This window comes from Fibrobacter sp. UWH5 (assembly GCF_900142505.1).
Classification (GTDB): Bacteria; Fibrobacterota; Fibrobacteria; order Fibrobacterales; family Fibrobacteraceae; genus Fibrobacter.
In genome coordinates, this window is the sequence record NZ_FRBB01000002.1 from 211,996 (window position 1) to 238,256 (window position 26,261).

A 26,261-nucleotide genomic window follows, 5' to 3' on the forward strand; every position below is an offset into this window, starting at 1 on the left:
CGCTAACCGATCTATAAAAAAAGGGAATAAAACGTCCTTTTAGTACGGCAAATCATAATAATAGAACGTGACATAGCCATCATCGCCCCAATATGCCATCAATTCCCCGCTCTTATAGACATCAAGGCGGTCTTCATCCTCATAAAAACTGTAATAACCGCCAAAGTCATCGTCGTAACCGCGGCCATATTCACTAGGCATATAATAGTAGTACGTCCCATCCAGATTCAAGGTTGCAAAATCATCGGAATCGATCCGGAGCCTCACCTTGAACGAAGGGCTGATGGATTCCAGGCGGCCGCAGTCATAGGCGCCAATGGCATCGTACCTGCAGGTCTCGGAATAGTAATAGTAAAAGCTCTTGTTGAACTGATATCCGTTTGCCGCCGGGTCCCCCGCAGTCAAGTCACCACACCCCACCAGGAGCAGGGTCAACAGCGCCAACGGGCAAACAAGTGTTTTAAACAGTTTGACTTTCATCATCCGATAAAATAGAAAGTTCATCAAACCACAGGCATACCCCACGCCTTTTTTACTAACCAAAACTCATTTTTTCGCGCATTTGGAAGGTAGTTCCATTACACCCTACGAACCAATCCATCCTAAAAAAGCCAAATGGTTAGTAAAAAATTAATTTATCCACACTCCCTTTTCCCCATTTCCAAGGATCTTTACTAACCCAAAGCCATCTTACTGTCCATTTGGTCAGTAGCGATACCACCTCCACTCCAAAGCACCCTGTGATTTTTCACATTTTTACTAACCAAATCGGCCTCCACCCCTATTTAGTTAGTAAACCCGCCATCTGCCACTCATAAAAAAAAGCGAGCCGAAGCCCGCTTCTTAAATTCGTTGCATTCCAATTACGGATTGTCGTAGTCGCCGTTGTAGATTTGTTCTTCAGCGGCCTGGGTATTCTCGTCAGAGAATTCCTCGGGAGCCTGCAGATCGCGGGTGCTACCGTACTTGCGTTTTTCTTCTTCAGTCAGCTTGTTGGAATAGACAATTTCTTCCTGTTCCTGATTAGCAGCTTCTTCTTCTTCCTGCATAATCTTCTGACCCTGTTCGAGGCGGCGCTTGATGCGTTCGTCTTCCATCTGCTTCAAGTTGGTACCGACCTTGGCCTGTTCTGCAGACATGACGTTACGTTCGTTGGCTTCGTCCATGGCATCCTTGATACCTACCAGACGACCCTTGGAGTCCACTTCCAGACCGGCGCGGCGGAGGGTGGAAAGGGGCAGACGACGTGCGGCGACCTTGTAGTCTTCCTTAAATTCGTAGCCGTCAGAGGTTGCGATAGCATCGGCTTCATCCGGAGTCACATACTCCAGAGCTTCCTGCCAACGGGAACCCTGCACACAAGAAGTAAATGCAACCAGTGCGTTATCCAAGGCTTCAGGATCGTCAGCCTTAGTTCCGCTACAGGCAGACAGAACCATAGCAGCCAAAGCTGCAAAGCACACCAGAATTTTTTTCATAGGACATTCCTCCGAAAAAATTTAAAAATCCCGCCTAAATATACACACTTTTACGAAATATTTGCAAATTTCAAAAAAATTTTTACGCATCTCTTTGCTACATTGGCATTCACCATGACAGAAAGCGCAGACATCTACCGTATAAACAAGGAAAACACCCAAGGCACCCCCAGGGAAATCATCCTTATCGGCACAGCCCACATTTCCCAAGCCTCCAAGGACCTCGTCCGCGAGACCATCGAGGCCGAAAAACCGGATACCGTCTGCGTTGAACTGGATGACGGCCGTCTCAAGTCTATCAAGGACCCCGACCGCTGGAAAACGATGGACCTGCGACAGGTCATCAAGAACAAGCAATTAGGCACCCTTATCGCCAACCTGGTGCTGGGCTCCTATCAGAAGCGCATGGGCGCACAGACTGGCGTCAAGCCCGGCTCCGAACTGAAAGAAGCCGTTGACGTGGCCGAAAACGCCGGACACGAGTTGGTCTTGGCAGACCGCGACATCAAGATTACCCTCCGCCGCACCTGGGCCTGCACCCCCTGGTATCGCAAGCTCAGCCTTTTGGGCGGTCTTTTCGCCAGCATTTTCGACAAGACCGAAGTCAGCGAAGAGGAACTGGCAAAGATCAAGGAACAGGACGCCCTGAACGGAATGATGCAGGAATTCGGCAAGTCCTTCCCCGAAGTGAAGCAGGTCCTCATCGACGAACGCGACCAGTTCCTGGCCAGCAAGATCAAGAACGCCCCCGGCAACAAGATTGTCGCTGTAGTCGGCGCAGGCCATATGCGCGGCATCGCAAGCATCATCGAAGAAGACAAGGAACTCCCCAGCGAAGAATCCATCAGTGTCATCCCCAAGAGCGCACCCATCTGGAAAATTATCGGCTGGGCCATTCCCATCGCCATCATTGCAAGCATTATCGCCGTGGGTATTCACGCCGGAGCCGCCAAGGCTGGAGAACTGAGCCTCCAGTGGGCCATGCTGACCGGCGGTGGAGCCATGCTGGGAACCATTATCGCCGGAGGTCACCCTCTGACCATTTTGGTGGCCCTGATAACAGCCCCCTTCACAGGCCTTACGCCCCTCATTGGCGTTGGATTCTTTACCGCCCTTACCCAGGTCTACATGCGTCCGCCCCGCGTGGCCGAAATGGAAACCCTTACCGACGACATCTGGCAGGTCAAGCGCTGGTGGAAGAACCGTGTGACCCGAGTGATCCTCTGCTTCCTGTGCCCGGGCCTCCCCGCTATCGTGGGCAAGATCCTGGCAATTTTCAATATTTACCAGGCTCTGTAAAAAAACAAATTCAGGCCGAATCTCATTTTTTAGAAGCCTCCGCAAGCACGGGGGCTTTTCTGTTATACAGGAACGTTCAAAAACACGATATTCAACAAATTTTGAGAACACAAAATTAAACTTTCAAAATATTTGTTTAAATTTTGTGTAAAATTTAAACAAATATTCACCATTCCCTATTGACACGCCTTAATTCCAGGATTAAATTATAAGAAAGATTTTGAGAACATTAAACTTTAAGTAAAAACGATTGTCTCAAAATCAAGGTGTTATAAAAAGGGATGTGGGTATGAATTCCAAAATTTTCACAGCAATGGCCTTTGGCCTCGCCACCGTCGCAACGGCAGTTACTTCTCCGGACTTTCCTATGACCGGTTTCGCCACCCAGAACGGCGGCACCACCGGCGGCAAGGGCTACGGCGAAGTTACCGTCAGCACCACCAGTGAATTGGCCAATTACGCCAAGGCGGGAAACAAGATTATCTATGTAAAGCCGGGTACTTACGCAGGCCCCATCAACGTGGGTAGCAACGTAACCATCTACGGTTACCAGGGCGCAGTCATCACCCAACCCACCACCGGCAGCGCCATGAAGCTTAGCGGATCCAAGAACGTCATTATCCGCAACCTGAAATTCCAGGGCATCGGCGCCCACGACGATGACGACGAAGATTGCCTCCAGGTGAATCACGAATCCAAGAACGTCTGGATTGACCACGTCGACATTTATGACGGTCACGACGGCAACCTGGACATCACCAACGCTTCTGACTACGTGACCATTTCCTGGACCAAGTTCAGCTATACTAACAAGAGTACAGGCCATCAGTTCAGCAACCTCATTGGCAACAGCAAGACAAAAACTTCAGACCGAGGCCATCTCAACGTCACCTTCCATCACACTTGGTGGGCAGACGGCGTTGTGGAACGCATGCCTCGCGTGCGCTTCGGCAAGGTCCACGTAGCCAACAACCTGTTCGATAGCAAGGACGCCAGCTACTGCGTTCGCGCCGCTGTTGAAGCCGACATCCGCATCGAAAACAACGTGTTCTTGAACGTACAGAAGGCTCTAGACTTGTACACCAGCGACGGCACCATCACAGCAGCCCAAATGATCAACAACTATGAAGAAAACGTGAAGAAGAAGCAAGCTGGCACCGGCACCGCATTCAAACCCAGCTATTCCATGGGCCTTACGGACGTAAGTACCCAAGCCAAAGCTTACGCCCTCCGCGATTCCATTAAACAGTATGCAGGCGCCACCTTGCCTAACCCAGGAAGCAGCGGAACCGTCACTCCGGCAAGTTCATCCTCCGAAGTTCAAATCAGTTCTTCAACCACCGCCACCAACTCTTCCAGCTCCCGCAATGACATCTCCAGCAGTTCCGTAGCCGTCTCTGGCGAAGCAAGCCTTACAAAACACGGCACAGGCAACTCCAGCCAGACCGTCGCCGCCGGCAGCGCCATCGATGAATTCTACTACACCATTGCAGGCGCCACCGGTGCAACCGTCACCGGATTGCCCGAGGGCGTCAGCGGAACATTGAAGGGTTCCGACTTCTACATTTCGGGAACCGTTTCTGCAAACGCAGCCGCAGGTAGTTACAAGTACACCATCACCACCACAGGCGGCAACTCCACCGCAACGAAGAGCGGAACAATCACCGTTACTGCAGGAACAGAAAGCGGCAAGACCGACGAAAACGGAAAAGACGAAAACAACAAGAATCCGGAAAGTTCCAGCAGCGTAACCAAAGAAGATTCATCCAGCAGCGAGCCCGTCAAAGATTTCTCCAGCAGCGAGCAGGATGCAGAACCGACTAGCAGTTCCGCAGAAAGTCAAACCCAGGCCATCGCAGCCACCACAAACTTCAAACACACCATCACTACAAATGGTCACGCCGTCACCATCGAAGGCGCCAAGGGCAAGTCATTCGCCATCTTCGATATGCAAGGCCGCCCACTAAAAGTCGGCATGATTAACAGCGAACGGATCGTAACCGACATTCCCAATTCTGGAAGATACATGGTCCGTATAAATCGCGTTAACCACATTATCTCCATTCGTTAGAATTCTTCCACCAATAAAAAAGCTCCGTTCAGAATCGAACGGAGTTTTTTCTTTTATGAGTTCAGCTTTTTTATATTTGAGTCAATGTCTACCGTCATCCTGTTCAACAAGCCTTTTGGCGTATTAAGCCAGTTCACGCCGGAGTCGGGTCACCCCGCTCTGGACACCTTCGGCTTTCCGCCCGGAGTGTACGCTGCTGGCCGCCTGGATCATGACAGCGAAGGCGCCTTGTTGCTGACCGATAACGGCAAGCTCATCAAGAAACTTCTGGACCCCAAGTTCGAACATCCTCGCACTTATCTCGCGCAAGTTGACGGACAAATTACCGAAGAAGCCGTGCGACGCCTCGCCGCCGGAGTAGACATCAAGGGGTATCATACCAAGCCCTGCAAGGCCCGCATCGTGCCAGCACCAGACTGGATCTGGGACCGCAATCCGCCGGTCCGTTTCCGCGCCAACATTCCCACTAGCTGGGTAGAGCTGACTCTCATTGAAGGAAAAAACCGTCAAGTCCGTCACATGACCGCCGCAGTGGGCTTCCCTACCCTACGTCTGGTCCGCGTAAAAATCGGAAACATTCCCCTGGCAGATTTGCAGCCCGGCGAATGGCGGGTTGTGACCGAGAAAGTGATTTAAGTTTGCCTTCTAAAAGATTGCCACGCCTTCGGCTCGCAATGACACTCTAAAAAAACACCCCGCCGGATTTTTCCGACGGGGTTGTTTTTATGCTAGGTCCCTCGACTTCGCTCGGGGTGACACCGCGCTTTCGCGCGTCGTCAATTACAGCAGACCCTTAAAGAAATCATTACCCTTATCGTCGACCAAGATAAAGGCGGGGAAGTCCTTAATGGTGATCTTGCGGATTGCTTCCATGCCCAGTTCCGGGAAGGCCACGATGTCGTTGGACAGGATGTTCTGTTCAGCAAGGATTGCAGCCGGACCACCGATGGAGCCCAGGTAGAAGCCACCGAACTTCTGGCAAGCGTCGGTAACGTCCTGAGAACGGTTACCCTTAGCCACCATGATCATGGAGTGGCCCTTGCTCTGGAAGCGCATGACGTACGGGTCCATACGGCCTGCAGTAGTAGGACCGAAGGAACCAGTGGGCATGCCTTCCGGAGTCTTAGCCGGACCGGCGTAGTAGATCGGGTGGTTGGAAACAACTTCCAGAACCTTCTTTTCGATGTCGGAAAGTTCCTGACCGGCTTCCTGCTTGTCCAGGATTTCTGCGATCTTGGCGTGAGCCATGTCGCGAGCCACGATCATGGTGCCCTTCAGGTTCAGGCGAGTTGCAACCGGGTACTTGGTCAGTTCAGCGCAGACATCCTTCATGGGACGATCAAGGTCGATTTCCACTGCAGCGGCGATCTTTGCTTCGCCCTTCGGCAGGTACTGTTCCGGATTGTGTTCCATCTTTTCGAGCCACAGACCGTTTTCGTCGATCTTAGCCTTGATGTTGCGGTCAGCAGAGCAGGAAACGCCGATGGAAACCGGGCAGCTTGCAGCATGACGGGGGCAACGGATCACGCGAACGTCGTGGACCAGGTACTTACCGCCGAACTGAGCGCCGATGCCAGTCTTCTGGCAGATGTGGAGAACCTTTTCTTCCATTTCCACGTCGCGGAACATACGGCCGCCTTCGGAACCGGTGGTCGGAAGATCATCATAGTAACCGCAGCTAGCCAGCTTAACGGTGTGGGTATTCATTTCGGCAGAGGTACCGCCGATAACGATGGCCAGATGGTACGGCGGGCAAGCAGCGGTACCGAGAGTCTTCACCTTTTCGGAGATGAACTTTTCAAGGTTCTTCGGGGTGAGGAGGGCCTTGGTCATGGGCCAGTAGTAAGTCTTGTTGGCAGAGCCACCGCCCTTGGCAACGAAGAGGAACTTCATGTCTGCGCCTTCTTCGGCATGGATGTCGATCTGGGCAGGCAGGTTGCAAGCGGTGTTCTTTTCTTCGTACATAGTCAGAGGAGCGATCTGGCTGTAGCGGAGATTCTTGGTGGTATAGGCATTGTAGATACCTTCGGAGATGGCTTCGAAATCATCGCAGCCAGTCCAGACCTGCTGACCCTTGTGGGCGACGCAGATAGCGGTACCAGTATCCTGGCAGAACGGGAGCACGCCCTTGGCAGCAACGCAGGCATTCTTCAGGAGGGTGAGAGCAACAAACTTGTCGTTGTCGGATGCCTCGGGATCCTGGAGGATCTTTGCCACCTTGGCGGTGTGAGCCGGACGGAGACGGAAACTGACTTCTTCGAAAGCAGCCTGGGCGATCTTGGTGAGGGCTTCCTTAGAAACCTTCAAAATCTTCTTGCCTTCGAATTCGGCGAGGTCAACGCCTTCCTTGCCCAAGTTGACGTATTCGGTAGTGTCACCGGTGTGCTGCACGGTAGCTTCGTACTTAAATGCCATAAATATGCCTCATGAATTCGGCAATTACAAATTACGAATTACGAATTACAAGATTTAACCAGGCAGCGCAGCTGCGATTATTCCTCTCATAATTCATACTTTATAATTCATAACTCGTAATTACCCGTAGGGTTAAAGTTACATGGGAAAAATTACATAATATTAGCGGAAAGCGGAAAGATTAAAGCGAAAAGAAACAGCTGTGAGGCGTGAGGTGTGAGGTACGAGGTACGAGGTACGAGCATTATTCTTTATACTTTAAACTTTAAACTATAAGCTATTCAGTTTGGGCATTGGGAGCGGGAGCGCTAACTATAGAATGGATAGTGAACAGTGAAGTGCCGCAGAGAAGTACGAGGTGCGAGGTACGAGGCGCGAGGTACGAGGTACGAGGTACGAGCATTATTCTTTATACTTTAAACTTTAAACTATAAGCTATTCAGTTTGGACATTGGGAGCGGGAGCGCTAACTATAGAGTGGATAGTGAACAGTGAAGTGCCGCAGAGAGGTACGAGGTGTGAGGCGCGAGGTACGAGGCGCGAGCATTATTCTTTATACTTTGAACTTTAAGCTATAAGCTATTCAGTTTGGACATTGGGAGCGGGAGCGCTAACTATAGAGTGGATAGTGAACAGTGAAGTGCCGCAGAGAGGTACGAGGTACGAGGTGTGAGGTACGAGGCGCAAGCATTATTCTTTATACTTTAAACTATAAGCTATTCAGTTCGGACATTGGGAGCGGGAGCGCTAACTATAGAGTGGATAGTGAACAGTGAAGTGCCGCAGAGAGGTACGAGGTACGAGGTGCGAGCATTATTCTTTATACTTTAAACTATAAGCTATTCAGTTCGGACATTGGGAGCGGGAGCGCTAACTATAGAGTGGATAGTGAACAGTGAAGTGCCGCAGAGAGGTACGAGGTGTGAGGTGCGAGGTACGAGGCGCGAGCATTATTCTTTATACTTTAAACTATAAGCTATTCATATCTGATCCCCCCCCTCAGCACATCACTCACCACTCATCACTCATCACTCACCGCTCATCACTTTTATCTGAACCGCCTCCGCCAGTCGCCGACAGCATCAAAATGCGGTTAGGCCGCTCTCCAAAGGTAAAATTTGATGGTCTGGTGACGTTTTTGAGGTATTTTTGTATCTTTTTTTTCATAAAACTCATCAAAACGGCTCAATATGAGTTATTTTTTGGAATGTTAAAGTTTTTAAATAAAGAGGAATCCTATGAAGATGAAGAATCTGATGCTGGCAACTATGTTTGCCTCTGCAATTGCATTCGCTGCTGAAGCTGCAGCACCCGCTGCCGCTGCTGCACCCGCCGCTGCACCGGCTCCCGCTGCCGAAGTAAAGGCTGAAGCCGCTCCTGCCGCTGAAGCACCGAAGGCTGAAGCTGCCGCTCCCGCTGCCGAAGCTGCTGCACCTGCTGCCGAAGCTCAGGCAAAGGCTGAAGCTGCTCCTGCCGCCGAAGCCGCTCCTGCTGAAGCTGCCGCCGCTCCTGCTGCCGAAGCCGCTCCCGCTGCTGAAGCTGCTCCTGCCGAAGCCGTAGCTGCAACTGATTCCGCTGCCGCACCTGCCGCTGAAGCAGCTCCTGCTGAAGCCGCACCGGTTGCTGAAGCCGCTCCTGCCGCTGACACTGCAAAGGCTGAAGTTCTCGAAACTAAGGCAGAACCCGCACCGGTTGATTCTGCTGCTCTCGCTAAGGCTGAAGCCGAAAAGAAGGCTGCCGAAGCTCAGGCAAAGGCTGAAGCTGAAGAACGCGCCAAGATGGAATCCGAATCCATGGGTTCTGCAAAGACCACCATCATGGAAAATCCCTGGGAATTCCTGATTGTCTCTGCAGCATTCGTTGCATCCGTCCTCGTCATCATCTTCACCGGCAAGGATTAATGACCGTTCGCATAAAACGTCTGGTCTAGTACCTGCGTCAATGCTCACTCTCATAAGAAATGACTCCGCTTATCACGGAGTCTTTTCTTATTCACGGTACAAGACAAAGGAGGGCTACGCCCCCCCCCCTTAAAATCTCCCCTGCTAAAAACCTGTCCCCAAAGGCAGGTTTTTGCGTTTTTGACCGTTCGCATAAAAAGACTGGTCTAGTGCCTGCGTCTTGGCCCAATCTCGCTAGATGAGACAAAGGAGGGCCACGATCCGCTAGGGAGGTGCTTTTTTTCGCCAATTCATTATGACGTTTATTTTATGAGCGTCAGGAAGCATTAACGAAACCTCCTGCATGACAGCGGTTTTCTTTATGCGGAAAAGGCCCGGTTTAACACCGGGCCCTTGTCCATAAGGTTTGCTTTACCTTTCCGCTTTCACCTATATACTAGTAAGTGACGTAGCAAAGTACGTTCATGGAAGCGCTAACCGTGATCTTGGTTCCGGCGGCAGAACCGTCGGTACAAGCAGCAGGAGTAAGGTTTGCAGAGTAGTCAATGGTGTATTCCTCGCCATCGATATTCAGAAGGATTCCATTTCCGCTACCACCGCAGACCAGGCCACAGTTAACAGCTTGAGGCGGATACTGGGCAACGATGGTTTCGCCACCCGGGAAGGCCTTGGAAGAGTCTGCCATGGAGTGAGCCATAACCACATCAACCTGATTGGGGTCAACCACGGTAACCGGGTCACAGCTATAGGTCTGCACGGTTTTGTCTTCGTTGGTGACGGACACAGAAACCTTAACAGACTTCTTATGCATTTCGCCAGTTGCGGTCATAGAAGCCGAGGCACCAGATCCAGAAATAGCACCATCATCGGAACTCCAGCTATAGCCGGTAATCTTGGATTCGGATTCAGCAACCACATTCCAGCTCATGGTTTCGCCAGCATTGACAGAAGCCTTTTCGGCGGAGCAGGATTTCACCACAATGGGCACGCCCTGAACCTGCAAGGAACCGCACTGCACTTCGCTACCATCGACATTCAGGGTCGCAGTATAGATGCCGGATTCGGTATAGGTGATGTTCACGGAATTCATGCCGTTACCGGAAACAGTCTTATTCAGTTCCGGGAACTTCCAGACGAAGGGAGACATGATCGCATCGAAGACATCGCCGGATTCACGATAGAAGGACCAAGTGGCAATTTCACCTTTTTGAATAACGTCTGTAGAAGGAGAGCAGGATCCGTTCACGACGCCAGAGGGTTCGTTAAGCACTTCGTCAGAGCTTGCGGTTTCGGATTTCTTGGCGGAAGAGGACCTTGCCTGCTGTTGCGCAGCGGAAGAGGCCGGACCAACGTCAGAACCGGAATCAGGGGTAGCGTCGGAATTGGAGCTGGTCACAACATCTACTCCGGCACTGGAGTAAACATTGGCTTCGTGAGAAGGTTCGTTAGCACTTGTAGCATCTTCGCCACATGCCGCCAAACCAAAGGCAAGACCGGCCGCCACTAAAGAAAAGTTTTTTGTAAGATTGCCAAACACAGTCATGCATGTAAATATAGATAAAAAACACGTTTTTTCACCTTTTAGTCTTTGTAATTTTTTTTCGGTGAAACAAGTCACGAAAAAAAGGCTATCTTGTTCCCGTGTTGATGGGATTTTTTCTAAAGGAGGCTTTATGCCGTTTTTTGTTGTACCCGTATTGTTGCTAGCGACAGCGTTGTTCGCTGTAGAACAGGAGCAACCGACCCCGTACGATCTGATTCGACCTATTTGGCCGATGACGTGGGATACCGCCGCTACTGATGAAGGCGGTACCGTACAGAGTTTTAGTAAGTACGTGCCCAACGCAAAGAAGCACAATACTGTGCCCGCAGTCGGTTCCATGCCTCAGGACTTCGTTCCCAACGGACTGATTCCTGACTCCCTGAACCAGGCATTCCGCGACGCGCAAAACCTCCGCATCGGTCGTATCCGTATTAACCAGGCAGGCTACCTGCCCGACGATCCGGAAATGCAGTTCTACTACGTTTCTGACGGAAACTGTACCGAAACCTATTCCGTCGTTGACCTGGATGGTAACGAAGTGGCCAAGGGTGGTACCTTCATGTCGTCTGGTCTGACAACGACCTCTTCCTGGAACATTAAGGCTGGTACCGACGCCGCAACAGCCAACCAGGGCCGCTATACATCCTCTGCCGACGCTCCCGAAGGCAAGGTCTGTATCGGTAACCTGACCCAGCTTGCCGGTGGCCTCGCCCAGGACACCCGCTACCGCGTGAAGGTCCTCAAGCAGTACTCATCAACATTCATCATCAGCCCCCGCGTTTACTCCATGGTTCGCGACGCCTTGCTGAAGTTCTACGGCGTCAACCGAAGCGGTAACTCTGAATCCTGGTTCCACAAGCCCAGCCATACCAAGGATGGTGGTGGCCCCGTGGTCAACAACATTACCGCTGGTGCAGCAGCAACCCCCATCTCCCCCAAGGAAGGCGACCTCCAAGGTGGCTGGTACGACTGCGGTGACCATCTTAAGGAATCTTACACCCAGGCTTATGCATTCATGGTTCTTGCCATTACCGCCGCCGGCAACCCGGATCGCGACGATGACAACTACGCCTACAACCACGCCGAAACAGTCAACACCGACGGTATTCCCGACATTCTCCGCGAAGCCAAGCATGGTGCAGACTACTTCCTGAGAGCTTACCGCGTAGCTGGCGGCATTGTAGACAATATGCCTGTTTCTGTGGGTAACTTCGGCGCTGACCACGGCTGGTGGGGCAGACCGGAAAACCAGGACGCCCTTCCCGCAACCTTGAAGGGTAGAGGAGGTCCTCATGAACGTGACGTCCGTCTGGGTGAACTGGGCGCCAACGTTTCTAGTGAAATTGCAGCAGGTCTCGCTATTCTCGGTAAGGAATACGCCTTCTACGACAAGGCTTTCGCCGACTCCTGTAAGATGGCAGCCGTAGCTATCTATGAATTCGCAAGAGCTCTCGCTCTGGACCAGCCGACCTACGGCAATGGTTTGAAGTTCAACAACAACAAGGAAAAGGGCGAATGGGGCACTCCCGCCTATAGCGGAAGCAACTCCTACATCGACGATATCAGTATCGCAGCAGTAGCCCTGCATTATGGAACCTACCCCGATTCCGGTATGAAGTACCTTAACGATGCCGTAGAAGACAAGACCATCGGTACCGATCAGGAACCTGGCGTAGGCTTCTTCCGCGGTGGCTGGATGGCAGCCAAGCGTGACGGTATGCGTAAGAGCAGTAACACCGACTGGGCAAACGTTCAGACCTACGCCCTGTACGGTTTCTACAAGCTCCTCCTCAAGAACGACAGTATTTCTACCCATTACGGAATCACTCACGACGAACGTCTCTGGTATGCAGAAAACGTCGCCTTCATGTTGGCTAACAACGTAGCAGCCCGTTCCGGCACAGGCTCCACCTCTATTCCTATTCCGAACCCCAGCGATGGAACCAAGAACGTTTCTGCAAGCGACCTCTGGTACCAGATGCAGACTCAGATGGCCTGGATTTACAACCGCTACCAGGCAGGCAACATCTTTGACGTGTTCGCATACGCAGACGTAACCAAGGACCTGGAAGGAGTTAGACTTCCCCAGAAGGGCGTTCAGAACTGGAATTCCGAAAAGATGAAGCAGCTCGGTATCAACCAGCTGAACTACCTCTTCGGTGTGAACCCCTGGGATATTTCCTTTATGATCGGCGTGGGCGACAAGAGCGACAACCACCCCCATCATCGTGCAGCAAACCCCGAAGGCAAGAACATGCCGGGTGCTGGTTATACCTATAAGCCCCCTGTAGGCGCCTTGTTCGGCGGTGTTCCTCCCGAAGGCGACAACGAATGGGATCCGTCTACCCTGAGCTGGGAAGACTACTACAAGTCTGAAACCTGTATCGACGCAACCGCAATGTTCCTTGCCGCAGCCTCTGCCGCCATCAAGGAAGAAGATCGCAACCGCGCACCTTCCGAAATCAATGTGGAAATTCGTTACGTCGGCTATAACAGCGCAATCATCAAGGTTGGCCAGGATGTCCGCGGCCCCGCAATGATTCTGTACAGCACCAACGAAACTGGTCCTTTCAATACTCCGGTCAAGGACACCATCAACAGTGTCACTCACGAATTCAACCTGACTGAACTCCAGAACGGAACCACTTACTACTTCAAGGTCATTTCCATTAACGCACGTAGTGAAGCCTACACCACCAAGTGGCTTGTAGACAGCACCAGCACCCCCTTCTCCTTCACGACGCTCGTAAGCCCTCCGGGCGATGCCGATATCCAGAACGTCAAGATCTGTAACCTGACTGCAGATACCGCCGAAGTCATGTGGTACACTCCTAACGGTCAGTACGAATCCAAGGTATACTGGGATACCGAAGTCAAACCCTACGACCAGATGATGTGCCCGGGTGCAGCAGCCCAAAGTTGCGACATCGTCGGCAACGCTGACGTTTCCGGCATTCCCACCAGTTTCCATTACGTCAAGTTCGGCGACCTGGAAGAACAGACTACCTATTATTACTGCGTCGAAAGTAACGGTTCCATCCGCTGCAACGACGACAAGGGTCAGCCCCTCAAGTTCACCACCCCCGTTACCCGCTACAACTTTGATGTCAGCGTCTATCAGTATGAATTCGGTGGAATGGACTTCCTGAACCTGAACCTTATCAATAATGAAGACCGTCAATTCGACAATATCGAACTGCGCCTCTACGTGACTGCAAAGCCCGAAGAAATCGAAGCTGTTCCTGGCGTGAACAACCAGCCGGGTACTTGCCCGCTGCTGATCGACTCCGATATCTGCCAGGCTTACGATGAAGCAGGCTTCAACAGACCTTGCGTAAATGCCGCAGGCGAAAACGTTGACGACTCTCTCCGCTATTACTTGCGTCATGCCGTTCCTGTCAAGCTGGAAGACACCTACAACCCGGCAACGGGAGAATACGACTGGTACATTCCTATCCCGCTGGGCGGAACTCTCATCAAGTCCTCTTCTCGTATGCGTGTTGACGTAGGCTTCTCTTCTGGTATCTATCAGAACAACATGTGCGAAACACTGCGTACTCCTGGCAAGAAGCGCTTCCTCATCCCCAATACCAAGGACTGGACCTGGACGGCCCACTCTCGTGAAGTTGACGGTGCCGACTACGCAGGTGTTCCTTCCTGGGAAAAGGACCAGGGCGATATTGAACAGGCTCCTGTGAACCCCTACATTGCAGTTTACCGCAAGGGCGAATTCATTTCTGGCTTTAGCCCCTCTTACGACGAAATGATTAACAAGCGCGCCAACTACGAAATCACGATGAGTTTTGACGCCCCCTTCAACGTATCTAACGGTTCCTACATCCAGATTGACTCTACCACCAGCACCATGCATGTCAAGGGTCAGGCATTCATCACCGAAAGCGGTTACGTGAATTCCATCTGGGTAAACGGTGTCGCGCTGACCAACGAACAGCTGGCCAAGGCAGCCATTTACGACAATTCTACCGGTCGTTATGCCCTGGATATTCCGGTCAAGCTGACCATCGGTACCAACAAGGTTGACATTACCGTATTTGCAGGCCCGGATCCGTCATGTTCCTACTGCGTAGAAAACGGTGGTTGCGCCTTTATCAACCGTTCCTACTACATCCAGTTCAGCAAGGGTGACCGCACTCAGAGTTCACTGTTGCTCATTGCCCAGGATGGAAATTCCGTCTCTAGTCCGGCTCCGATCGATGGTTCCAACAAGTTCCATATCGAACTCCGCGACAAGGACAACCGCAACAATTCAACGGTAACCGTTTCTGTGCATAATTCCCGCACAAAGGATTCCGCAATTGTAACCCTGAAGAGAACTGACGAAAATCTCGGTTACTTCAGCAGCGATATGCTCAACGCCTCTGCTAGCGAAGGAGGCCTCCCCCACATTCCGTTCTACGGCGGCGACACCATCATGGTGAAATACGTCGACGCAGAAGATGAAGATGACCGCGATTCTGCCTGGTTCTACGCTGAAGCCACCAAGCCGACCCCGAAGGAAGCAGTCGTGCAGAACAATGTCTGTACTTTGACTGGCGATGCCCTGACAAGTGCAACATTGACCGTAAGCTTCGACAACGCCTCCTTTGACGGCACCGACATCATCATGGATAGTATGATTGTGGTTATGGAATCTGAAGGCTCCTCCGAAGGCGATAGATTCACCCTAGTTCCCACAGCAACGGTTACAGGCAAGGAAATATCATTCTCCGTCGCAGACTCCCTGGTTGGTGCTAACCCCGTCGGCAAGGTGATTGTCTACATGCGAGAAAAGGGCACTGCAAGTTCTGCAGAAGTCGCTCTCACCGATCGCGTAAAGCCCAAGTTGACCAGCGTCTCTATCCTCGAAAACGAAGATCATGTGAATGCTCAGGATACCCTGAAGCTGGTATTCTCTGAACCGGTCAATATTGTTGATACCAAGAGCTGGCCTCTCTCCGTATACGAAAACCAGACTGCCGTGGATTTGAGTTCCATCAAGGTTGTCTCGGCAAAGACGGATGACAACGGCAAGAGCTGGCAGTACGTTATCGAAGGAAACGAAAACTTCGCAGTCAAGGCAGGTAAGCAGGCTGAAGTTCCCCAGGCCTTCAACATTACAGACCTGTTTGGCAATAAGCTCGCAACTTGCGCCCCCGTGACCATCATCGAAGCCGTTCGCCCCGTTCCCGTTCAGTACGCAAAGATTACTGACGTTACTGGCGATGGACAGCCCGATGAGATCTACGTGGAATTCGTAAGGGCTCTCCGCGACAAGGACATCCCGGACACCATCGATGTATACTGGGGTAACCCGGCAGTATACCAGGCATTCACTATGCCTGTTAACGGCTGGACCAGGGAGGAAATCAAAGCAGGAACCGTTACGATCTACGACACAAAGCTGGACTCCGCAAACGGTACCTGGATCAAGGGTAGCATTCAGAAGACCTGTGTTGAATTCAAGGATATCATTGTTGTAGAAACAGATACTACCTGGAACTACACTTATCCTGCCAATGATTCTACGCTCGCGCCCACCGACAGTACCGTATTGAAGGTCGATACCACTTCTACAATGACAAAGCAGACCTGCTCTACCTACGAAACCAAGCAGGATTCCACTTTCGTCCCGAAGATCGACACCCTGGGAACCAAGGATTCTATTCTCTACCACTCCATCATCCGTGTGGCTGTTGAGAAGGGCATCTACAAGAATATGACCTACGGTTCCAACAAGGATCCCAAGACCAACGAATACAAGGGTACCGTGCGTCCCCGTCTCGGCCCCATTGAAAGCCAGATTTCCGACAATACTGCAGACCTCCATGATAACTGCGCCCCGATTCTCCTTTCTGCTCAGTGGCGAGGCTTCGACATCGGTGACGAGGAAAGAGGTTCTCAGGATGAAGTCAATCTGACCTTCTCTGAACCGATTGACACCGTATATCAGCCCCGCGTGGTGGAAAGAAGCCGCGAAGGTGCCGCAGGCGTATTCTACAGCCCCATGAATACTCCGACCCTCGCAATGATTCTTTCTTCTGGATCTTCCTCGATCCGTCTGAGTTACATGCATAAGGAAGCAGCAGCCATCTGGATTGGCGACTCCCTCCGCATGGTTTCTGACATAAGCCTCGGCACTCTCAGAGATATGGCAGGAAACTTCCCGGGACAGGAAACTCCCTGGGTCCCCGTCACCGGATCTGTATCCAACGTGAAGTTCACAATTGTCTCTACCGAACCGGTTACCAAGTCCAGAAACAATTATGATGTTTACTACGGCGGCACACCTTTTGCAAAGGGCGAAAACTTCCGTCTGACCGCAAAGAACAAGGCTGGCGAGACCATCATCCTGGCTGCAGGCGACAACGTACTCAACAAGGTAGGTTCCGCTCCGATTCCTAACTACAAGAGCGCAGGCCCTGTATTCGAAATCGAAGTCGCACTGCCCTTCGGCAACACCCGTGAATACGGTTTGGGCTTTGACCTGAGCATCTTTACAAACATCGGTGCCTATGTCATTAACACCCATTATGCCGATTCCACCAAGTACCTCAAGGATTTCATCTCTGCAGGTAGCACAATCACCTTCTATCTGGAATGGTGCGCTCCTGAAGATTACCCCATGAGTGCCGACGGAAAGAAGATTGGTACTGGTCCTTACATCGCCAAGTTCAAGACCCATGCCTCTAGCACGGTCTTCCCGGAAGTTAAGGAAGCTGGCGACACCAGAGAAGACATCAGCGGTTCTGACACCTTCACCAAGACCTTCGGGTTTAGGCGAATCAAGCAGTAAGATGCAGGTGTTATAAAACTTATGATAGCGAGAGAATGTGGTCCAGAAAGACCACATTCTTTTGTGTTATTTGAAACGGGTAGGAGTTTTTTTTATGAGTAAAAGTTTCAAGAAACTAGTTGGAATTTTATTGTTTTTAGGCATGGCGGCATCCAGTGTAATTGCAGCCGACCTTCCAAACCTTGACAGGACCGACAAGGTCCATGACCGTCGCTACCAGGACTCAGTCAACGTTTACGGCCGACGTTCTATTCGTCTGAACCAAAGTGGTTTTAGACCGCAGGATTACAAATACGCCTATGTGGCCGACCCAAAGGCCACCAAGTTCTCTGTCGTTGACGCCAAGACGGGGGCAGAATCCTTTAGCGGATCATTAAGCCTAATCCGTTCTAACGCCATCAAGCCAAACATTTGGATTAACGGAGCTTTTAATTCTCTTGAAAGCGTTTATGAATTCGGCGATACGACGGAAACAACCAATACAGAAAGTCTCTATAGGGCAGACTTCACCAAGTTATCCCCTACCACACCTGGCGAATACTTTGTCGTGGTGGGAAATGATACTTCAGCGACCTTCCATATCCATCCGTCTATATACAACGCCATTCTTGAAAACTCTCTGAAGTTCTTCGGCATTCAACGTTGCGGAAATACGAAATCCCATTTCCATGGAGCATGCCATCTGCAGGACGGTTCCAGAGTAGGCCATGACTTGACAGGTGGCTGGCACGATTGCGGTGACCATTTCAAGGTTGCAGAAACCGTAGGCTATGCCTCATACGTTTTATCCATGGTCTACCTCACCTACCAGGACAAGGCCGAAGACCGTTACGGGAACTCCTATGCCGACACGGTGTTTACCGATGGCATTCCCGACGTTCTGTACGAGGCCAAAGTCGGAACCGATTACATCATGAAGCTCTATAACGCTTCTGTGGAAGATGGTCTCATTGAAAAAGGCGATATGTATCATACCGTGGGCATGAGTGACTTTGACCATGCCTTCTGGGATTTGCCCGAACGTCAGGACAAACAGTCTCAGGCAAAAGGTGGTCCTGATCGACTGGTTCTCAAGGACATCGGAACGAACGTTGCCGGCGTTTATGCAGCGGCCCTGGCCAACGTTGCCGCAGGCTATAAAGTCTACGACCCCGATTATTCGGATTCCCTCCTGGAAGCAGCCAAGACAATCTATTCCAAGATTGTCAAGCCCACATTCATAAAATACGGAAGCGAAAAGGAAGGGGAATTTTTAGAAAAAGCCTGCGCTAGAAAAGGAAAGGCCACTTTCTACAAGACCGATCCTACCGATCCAATCCAGTTTAATGGTAAGGGTTACTACTCCGGCATGGGTCTCTGCGAAGACGATGCGGCAGCGGCCGCCACCTCTCTTTGGTACGCAACCGGAGACACGACCTATAAATATGACTTGTTCAACAACAAGGAACTGAATGTCAATAGCCATGCCGTATATGACCTAGCCTTCTTTGAAGCTGGTTATCTGGGAACAGGTCCGGGTTTCAACAATTCCTGGGCAACAGACTATCAGAATCTTTTTGCCTATGTCCTGTTCTCGATCCAGAAATTGATTCTTAACGATCCGCAAGTTACAGCCAAGTACAACATTTCTGAAACGGAACGAGATGCACTCACAAAGCGAGTCATGGCCGCTTTCCGCAAGCAGATCCAAACAAACACTAGCGGCGATTCCACCGCAGTCACCTATCCGGGATCCGCAGGAGAACCCAGAGAAAGCGAGACTAAGGTTCAAGTAACACCGCCCTACAACCTGGTATGGCCAGGCTTTGACTGGGGTGTTGTCCGTTACAATATGGGTTCGGCCGTCGCTGTGTTCCTTCTTTACGAACTGATGCAGGATGAACGCTACCTGAGAGTTTCTCTTGACAACATGTATTATGCATTAGGTGCAAACCCTTGGGATATTTCTCTGCTACTGGGCGCTGGCGACAAGAACCCACAGCACCCCCATAACCGAGCCGCCAACCCCGATGGATATAATGCAGGCGCAATGCCCTACAAGTACAAGTGCCCCATCGGCGCCCTCATGGGAGGACGTGAACCCACAAAGACATTGATTGAAGACTGGAGCAAATTCACCTCTACAGAAACTTGCATTGACTTCTCTGCACAGCTTCTCTTCCCGGCTCAGAGTTTGGCACAAACCTTGCCCATCGATGCAGAAGGTCCGCTGTTCAGCAACATTGCAGGCACTCCGATTTCTGACACAGAAGCCATTATTAGCTGGGACGCAAACGAAGTCGCCCTGGTAACCGTATTCTACAACACCTCCCCCGATCTTTCTACCGCCAAGTCCGTGCAGCAATCAAAGGCAACCAAGGGCGGCGCCATTACCTTGGAAGGTCTGACCTTGGGTGAAACCTACTACTTCTTCCTGGAAGGTATGGACACCAAGCGCAATATGACCACCGATGACAATCATGGACAGTGGTACCAGTTTACCATGACCAAGGCCGCCACAACGATCAGCGGCGTAACCATCTGCCAGGTCGACAATAGGAGCGCAAAGATTTACTGGTGGTCTTCTGACCGCATGAATGGCGTTGTCAATTACGGCACCTCCATGAGCGCCCTGAACGAAGCTCAAAATGCAGAAGGCGGAGCTGTTCTGTTCCACGAAGCAAAACTTACCGATTTACAGCCGGGCACGACATACTACTTTACCGTTTCTTCAGGCATCACCACCGATAACAACGGCGGCACAGGTTACAGTTTCACAACGGATTCCTACGCCACCTACGCCGACCTGGAAATATATATCAAGCCCAGTTCCTACCAGGCAGAATGCACCAACTGGCAAGACTGCCATGAATTCTTCATTTCTATATCCAACAACGATTCCATCAGCTTCCATGATTTTGAAGTCAGACTCTATCTGGGTAAGTCGTCAAATTTCCAGGTAATCACCTGGACTCCCCTTACCCAGAACTGGAATGGCAATGGAACCATGAAATCGATCAAGGAGATTTCTTTCGGAAACCCCACTCCTACAAATGGCGAGTACTACCTGCCCATTACCATCAAGGATACCTTGAGCGTTTCGGGCCAGATGATTTTCCAGGTCAAGTTTATGGATGGCGGAGCCACCTTCAAGGACTTTGATGGCGGCTGGTCCCTCATTCCCCATACAGCAAGCAGCGACCCGGCCTATTTCGCAGGCGTAGACCTTACACAGGCTCCCTACTTCACCGCCCAGGAAACTGAAGCGGTGGAAACCGATGCCAACGGCAACAAGGTTATTTCCTACGTGGAAGACCCCTACATCGTTGTTTACTATCACGGCAAGCATATCTACGGCTATGGCCCCGACTACACTCCGGAAAATGGTCCCCAGGTCAACCGCACCGTAGCCCTGAATTTCACCTCGCCCTTTATCAGCCCCCATTATTCTGTTGAAACAGTTGACTCCGCAATCTCCTATGTGGGATCCAGCACTGTAAGCCCCACAGGCTTCCTGGATGACCTGGAGATGAATGGAGTCTCCCAGGACTTCGTATACGACGCCTCTCCGCGTACCGACTCCTTCATCTTCAAGAAGGATTCCATTCTAGGTTACGGTAACAACTACGTAGAATGGGTCAGCTGGCACAACCATGGCGCCAATAAGAGTTCCCAGAATCAGTATGACTGCGCCTGCGCCATCTATAGGACCAACGTAGAAGTCGACACCATTACAACCCCGCCGGAACAGCGCTATCTTGTTTTTGACAAGAAGCAGTATGTTACCTACAAGGGCGAAAATGGAGCCCACAAGGCCGAAGTTCACGTATCCCTGCTAGACAGTACAATGGCCCTTATGGATACGGTTAGCATTACGCTGGAACTGACTACAGACAACAATACGGTTCAGTTCTATGCCACCTATGATGCCACAATCTCTATTACCAGCATCACCCTGATTAATGGAGAAGCCACATTCTATGTCGCCTCCAGCATTGCAGACACGACCATAATGTATGCCCGCAGCAGTGGCGGCTCCAAGATTGAGTACCAGCCAGCCTCTGCGGAACTATTCATTCAGGATCTGCCGCCCTGGCCCATTATCGAAGTGGCCAAGATGGTAGACACCGATTGCGACAACAAGCCAGACGCATTGAACATCACCCTGTCAAAGGCTTACGACGACAGTGCCTCCTTCATCGAGGTCAGATACCTTTATAAGTCCGATACCCTTACAACAACCAATATCGTCAGCCAATCCGGAAAGGACATTGTCCTCGCTCTCAATATCAGCGACACCACAACGAACACGAATCCCTTCGGATACATAGCCCTCCTCTCTAACTATAAGGGAGAAATCAAGAACGAGGAAGCTCAATACCTAGACGGTATCGCACCCACTTTGCTGTCAATCTCCGTTCTGGAACGTATGGACACCGCGAAAACGGATAAGGTGTACATGAAGTTCAGCGAACCGATTTCGGCCCCCGGCGAAATCTGGCCCATCCAGCTTTTCGCAACGGATAAGTCGACTAAGGCAGAGGCCCCCACCGTCTTGTTCTCTCAGCTTTACAACGACTCCTTGAACGTTTGGGAATTCGAAATTGCCTTCAACGCTGATGGCAGTTCCGCCGTAACAGAAGGCATGTTCGGCCAGCTGTTGACCACCAGTTCCATTACCGACAAGAGCGGCAACAAGGTATCTGAAGTCTGCGGACAGCCCATCCTCCCCATAACTCTGAAGTTACTGCCAATCCCGCTGCAGTATGCAGTGATTTCCGACGCAGACGAAGACGGCTCTGCAGAACATATCGACCTGCAATACTCCCGAGCCATGGACAGAAAACACATTCCTGACCAGATATCCATTATCTTCGGCAAGGCAAAGCCGGAAACTCTGTGGGTTGCAGGCACCTCCCTGACCTTCACTCCGGACAGTCTCTACGCAAGCCTGAATCTCCCTATTCCCTTCAGCTACGGTAACACAAGTGGTCCTTATGATGGAGGAACCATCGGGATGAACAATGCAGGTAAGGTTGCACAGCACCTCGGTTCAGACGCATCCTACGAATCAAACGAAATTCTCGCAAAGGATTCTGTCGGTCCCGTGTTCGTGTCCGCATACCTCACAAGGACAGACAAGTTTGACCTGCTGGACATCGAAATTAGTGAACCGGTAAATATCCACGACATAAATCAAATTTTCTACCGTCAGAAAAATGGTGACACGGATTCGGCAATCTATCAAAACACGATTCAGTCTTGCGCGCTGCTCGGCGGAAACTCTCATATACAGGGAATCTACCTGCAGAATGACAAGATTACCATTAACGACGGAAGTCTGCTCCGTATGCAGCCCAAGGAATTCAGCGCCCTGGTGGACCAGAACGGAAACACCCCCTCGCTGAACAACCCCTGGATTCCTATTTCTGGTTCTGGTAATCCGACCATCAAGTTTGACATTCACCTCCGCGAACAGGTGACAAGACCCCTTGCTACCGACTTGAGCCTTCCCGGAAAGTCCGGTATAAGATTCTATGCACTTGACGTAAATACAAAAAAAATAGACCTTATAGAGAACGGTCAAATCGTTCAAACAGGAATCAGTCCCGATCTTCTCCGTGGAGCCATCTGGGAAATCGAGATGGAAGTCCCCCGTGGAGCCTCCACTTCGGAATCTGCAGCATGGGACGCACTCACATTCAAACTTAACATGCCTATCTACTCCAACCTGGGCAGCTATGTTAACCGTTCCCTGGTTCGGTACGTCTTGACTCCCGACAAGCATCTGTCAACTGCCGGCAAGATAAAACTCTACCTGGAATGGCCCAATATGGCAGTAACAGGCCTTCAGTCTGAAAATGGACGCTCTGTGGGAACAGGTGCCTACATATTCAAGGCTCAGATAGACTACATTTTCACACCGAACCTGTCTAAGGATAGTAAGACAATCAGCAGATTCAATTACAAGGATTCCTACGACAAAACCGAAAAGTTTGGTGTAAAACGAGCAAAATAAAATGTCCGAGATTATCTACTCAGATTCCCCATACTTGTTAATTCTATCGGCAATAGCACTTGTGCTATCCTGCTATTTTCCGACAATGCTCGGAAACAAGATGACGGTTCAGCTGATACCGAAGCCGCTCCGTCGTCTAATCTTGATTAACATCGTCTGGAACCTGTGTAGTATCATCGGCATTCTCTTTTTTAGCGGAATCATGGAACCCGGTTCATCGGCTCATATCGGGCGCCAGATTGTATTCGGGATCCAGGCTCTCGCCTGGATTAGAGTCGGTAATGAATGCTACCATATTGGAGAACAGGTATCGTTCAAGAAGCACGAAAAATTCCGCACCCTATCCAACACCATCGGAACTATTATCATCCTAGCATTAACTCTATTGCTAGCGATTGCTCCCGAAGCTTTGACCAGTTTGACTTTTTGGGAAATCCAGCCGTTTAAGGAACGTCCAATTTTCATTGCATTCGTTCTTATATACATGGTCTTCCTGTTGCCCAGCTACATAGCCGTCATTTATCAACTGGGACGAAACGGACTCAGCTCCATCAACGTCGTGGCGGCCAAGACCAGTTCTTACATGGGTGTGTCCTTCGCTATCATTGCGGCTCTGGCCTTCTGTTTCGACATCATCATTCCCTTGCTGAAGGGAGTCTATACCGGCCCCGAAAAATTCATACCGGGCACAACGCAGCTCATGATCTGGAACCAGTTCATGGCGGTATTCCTCACTCTTCTTTGCGGTCAATACTACACCTCGGTATCTTATAAAAATAAAAGTTCCTACTGGTTAGTTAACAAGCTGATCAGCAAGATGGAAGAAGGCATCATCTATTTCGATGACAACGGACAAATCGAGCATGCCAACCAGGGCGCCGCTAAGTTGTTAGGAATTTCCACGACCAACATGAAAGGTCGTTCCATCAAGAGTATCTTCCCGCCCAGTCTGGAATTCTTCAAGGAAACGGTCTACAACGACATTCGCATTACCATCAACGGCGAGACGCACTCTTTCAAGATTCATTTCTTCAAGAACAGTCAGACCTTGACCACCGTGCTGAACATCGCCTTTTTTGTAGACCAGTCAAAGACCTTGCTCCTACAGCAAAATTTGAAGACGTTGAACGACCAGTATGTGGAATACACTCACGACCTCGTCCGTTACCAGGACCGTCTAAATAGAGAAGCCAGCATCAAGGCCGAAAAGGAAAACGTCCTGAACACCTTGATTAACGCGCTCCCCTTTAGAGTGTGGTACAAGAACGAACTGGGTGTCTACCAGAAACAGAATCAGCTGGATCTAGAAAAGAACGGTGCCCGCGAAGGCGCCAGCGATGACGCTCAGGACATTACCAGTTTTGAACGGGATGCAAGAGAACTGGGCGAAGTCCGCGTACACCCCTCCATCGAAGATAAGGACGGCAAGGAGATTACCCAGGACGAAGCCAACGCGCTGGCCAAGAATGGGGAATCCTACGGATTCTTCGACAACATGTACATTCCTATTATCCAGGGCAAGGCCCCCTACAAGACCCTGTGTATCAAGGTGGACATGACGGAACAGCGCAGACTGGAACAGGAACGTAACATGCTCCGCGAACAGAAGTTCATCCATTCCCGCCTCGAAGAATTGGGTACTATGTGCGGTGCATTCGCCCATGACTACAACAACATTCTCGGTTCCCAGATTGGGTTCTGCCAACTTGCCCAGGAAATGCTTCCCGAAGGACACCAAGCCAGCATGTTCATCGCCGAAGCCCTGAAGGCCGCCCAGCGAGGCAAGACATCCCTAGAAGAACTGTTGAACGCCATCCGCGGAAACGCCAGCGCTGCAACGCCGGCCATGGTGTTCTCTCCCTACATGATTATCGAAGATGTGGTTAAGAAGGTTTCGCTGACTCTTCCGCCCAACATTACGCTGAACAGCCGAGAACTGGACCACAGCCTAAAAATCAAGGGCATCGTCGCCTCTTTGGACCGCATCATAAGCAACATGGCCAACAACGCTATTTTCGCCATGAAGAAGACCGGAGGCACCCTGACATTCACCCTCCACCAGGCAATTCTGGAAAAGGAACTGATTACCCCCTATGCGCCCCCCGTACCGGCAGGACAATACGCCCAGATGGACATTTCGGATACCGGCAGCGGCATGGATTCGGGAACCCTGGAACGCATATTCGCCCCCTTCTTTACCACCAAGGCACCGGGCGAAGGCCTGGGATTGGGCCTTTCTTCGGCCCTAAGACTGCTAAAAGAGGGAAATGCGTACTTCACTGTGCATACAACCTTAGGTAAGGGCACAACTTTTAATCTATATTGGCCTTTGTATATAGAAAGTGAAACTGAAACGAAGAAGGAGGACTAATATGTCCACTATTTTGGTTATCGATGACGACGAACAGTTCAACCTGATGTTGAAATCCGCTCTTGAAATCAAGGGCTATTCCGTCGAAACAGCCTCTAACGGTAAGGACGCCAAGGCCCTTTACCAGAACAAGACTTATGACGTGATCATCACCGACATCATCATGCCGGATGTTGACGGTTACGAAGTCATCCTGGACCTCCGTCGCCTGAACATGAGCGACCGTACCATCGCCGTTAGCGGTGGTGGCAGAACTGCAGCCGACGACTATCTGATTACCGCACAGCACTTCGATGTTGCCGCTACCTTCAACAAGCCGGTGGACCTGCAGGCTCTCCGCGCCAAGGTAGAAGAAATCATCAAGGCTCACGCCTAATCGGTTGTTTAGGTTC

The 26,261-nt window shown here is 50.9% G+C and carries 12 protein-coding genes; 8 read left to right on the forward strand and 4 right to left on the reverse strand.

Annotated features, from left to right (window positions below; translation table 11 throughout):
• Positions 1 to 39 precede the first annotated feature (39 nt).
• Both BUB38_RS03710 and BUB38_RS03715 read right to left on the reverse strand, forming a co-directional pair.
• Positions 40 to 504 carry a hypothetical protein gene (locus BUB38_RS03710; RefSeq protein WP_139258204.1) on the reverse strand — a complete coding sequence of 155 codons (465 nt, stop codon included), beginning with the start codon at positions 502 to 504 and terminating at the stop codon, positions 40 to 42.
• A gap of 359 nt (positions 505 to 863) precedes the next feature.
• Positions 864 to 1,478, reverse strand: coding sequence for a hypothetical protein (locus BUB38_RS03715; RefSeq protein ID WP_073157207.1), 615 nt, complete (start codon positions 1,476 to 1,478; stop codon positions 864 to 866).
• A 114-nt stretch (positions 1,479 to 1,592) separates the two neighbouring features.
• On the opposite strand from BUB38_RS03715, the gene BUB38_RS03720 reads away from it, so the two are divergent.
• The 3 genes from BUB38_RS03720 to BUB38_RS03730 all read left to right on the forward strand — a co-directional run bounded on the left by BUB38_RS03720 (position 1,593) and on the right by BUB38_RS03730 (position 5,484).
• Entirely contained in the window at positions 1,593 to 2,777 is a 1,185-nt protein-coding gene (locus BUB38_RS03720) for a TraB/GumN family protein (RefSeq protein WP_073157417.1), read from the forward strand.
• A 289-nt stretch (positions 2,778 to 3,066) separates the two neighbouring features.
• On the forward strand, positions 3,067 to 4,848 hold the full coding sequence (locus tag BUB38_RS03725; protein WP_073157209.1) for a pectate lyase family protein: 1,782 nt from the start codon (positions 3,067 to 3,069) through the stop codon (positions 4,846 to 4,848).
• 84 nt (positions 4,849 to 4,932) lie between these two features.
• Positions 4,933 to 5,484, forward strand: coding sequence for a pseudouridine synthase (locus tag BUB38_RS03730; protein WP_073157212.1), 552 nt, complete (start codon positions 4,933 to 4,935; stop codon positions 5,482 to 5,484).
• 144 nt (positions 5,485 to 5,628) lie between these two features.
• On the opposite strand, the gene BUB38_RS03735 is transcribed toward BUB38_RS03730, so the two are convergent.
• Positions 5,629 to 7,263: a FumA C-terminus/TtdB family hydratase beta subunit gene (locus tag BUB38_RS03735; RefSeq protein WP_073157215.1), complete on the reverse strand. Its 1,635-nt coding sequence runs from the start codon at positions 7,261 to 7,263 to the stop codon at positions 5,629 to 5,631.
• Between the two features lie 1,238 nt (positions 7,264 to 8,501).
• Between BUB38_RS03735 and BUB38_RS16570 the strand changes: the two genes are divergently transcribed.
• Positions 8,502 to 9,164 (forward strand): hypothetical protein, encoded by a 663-nt coding sequence (locus BUB38_RS16570; RefSeq protein WP_073157218.1) that lies wholly within the window; start codon positions 8,502 to 8,504, stop codon positions 9,162 to 9,164.
• A 436-nt stretch (positions 9,165 to 9,600) separates the two neighbouring features.
• Here the strand turns inward: BUB38_RS16570 and BUB38_RS03745 are convergent, their stop codons facing one another.
• Positions 9,601 to 10,701, reverse strand: a complete 1,101-nt coding sequence (locus tag BUB38_RS03745; protein WP_175547633.1) for a hypothetical protein — start codon at positions 10,699 to 10,701, stop codon at positions 9,601 to 9,603.
• A gap of 136 nt (positions 10,702 to 10,837) precedes the next feature.
• Here BUB38_RS03745 and BUB38_RS03750 point away from each other — a divergent pair, with 136 nt between their 5' ends.
• The 4 genes from BUB38_RS03750 (at position 10,838) to BUB38_RS03765 (ending at position 26,245) form a co-directional block, all read left to right on the forward strand.
• Positions 10,838 to 17,500, forward strand: a complete 6,663-nt coding sequence (locus tag BUB38_RS03750) for a glycoside hydrolase family 9 protein (protein WP_175547634.1) — start codon at positions 10,838 to 10,840, stop codon at positions 17,498 to 17,500.
• 94 nt (positions 17,501 to 17,594) lie between these two features.
• Positions 17,595 to 23,498, forward strand: a complete 5,904-nt coding sequence (locus BUB38_RS03755; RefSeq protein ID WP_073157228.1) for a glycoside hydrolase family 9 protein — start codon at positions 17,595 to 17,597, stop codon at positions 23,496 to 23,498.
• Positions 23,499 to 23,583: 85 nt separating this feature from the next.
• Positions 23,584 to 25,869, forward strand: coding sequence for a PAS domain-containing sensor histidine kinase (locus BUB38_RS03760; RefSeq protein ID WP_073235557.1), 2,286 nt, complete (start codon positions 23,584 to 23,586; stop codon positions 25,867 to 25,869).
• A 1-nt stretch (position 25,870) separates the two neighbouring features.
• Entirely contained in the window at positions 25,871 to 26,245 is a 375-nt protein-coding gene (locus BUB38_RS03765) for a response regulator transcription factor (RefSeq protein ID WP_073157234.1), read from the forward strand.
• The last annotated feature ends 16 nt before the right edge of the window (positions 26,246 to 26,261 follow it).

Coding starts and splice junctions, on each gene's coding strand:
- BUB38_RS03760 (WP_073235557.1), top strand. CDS start 23,584: ATGCTCGGAAACAAGATGACGGTTCAGCTGATACCGAAGCCGCTCCGT.
- BUB38_RS03730 (WP_073157212.1), top strand. CDS start 4,933: ATGTCTACCGTCATCCTGTTCAACAAGCCTTTTGGCGTATTAAGCCAG.
- BUB38_RS03735 (WP_073157215.1), bottom strand. CDS start 7,263: ATGGCATTTAAGTACGAAGCTACCGTGCAGCACACCGGTGACACTACC.
- BUB38_RS03715 (WP_073157207.1), bottom strand. CDS start 1,478: ATGAAAAAAATTCTGGTGTGCTTTGCAGCTTTGGCTGCTATGGTTCTG.
- BUB38_RS03720 (WP_073157417.1), top strand. CDS start 1,593: ATGACAGAAAGCGCAGACATCTACCGTATAAACAAGGAAAACACCCAA.
- BUB38_RS03750 (WP_175547634.1), top strand. CDS start 10,838: ATGCCGTTTTTTGTTGTACCCGTATTGTTGCTAGCGACAGCGTTGTTC.
- BUB38_RS03755 (WP_073157228.1), top strand. CDS start 17,595: ATGAGTAAAAGTTTCAAGAAACTAGTTGGAATTTTATTGTTTTTAGGC.
- BUB38_RS03765 (WP_073157234.1), top strand. CDS start 25,871: ATGTCCACTATTTTGGTTATCGATGACGACGAACAGTTCAACCTGATG.
- BUB38_RS16570 (WP_073157218.1), top strand. CDS start 8,502: ATGAAGATGAAGAATCTGATGCTGGCAACTATGTTTGCCTCTGCAATT.
- BUB38_RS03725 (WP_073157209.1), top strand. CDS start 3,067: ATGAATTCCAAAATTTTCACAGCAATGGCCTTTGGCCTCGCCACCGTC.
- BUB38_RS03710 (WP_139258204.1), bottom strand. CDS start 504: ATGAACTTTCTATTTTATCGGATGATGAAAGTCAAACTGTTTAAAACA.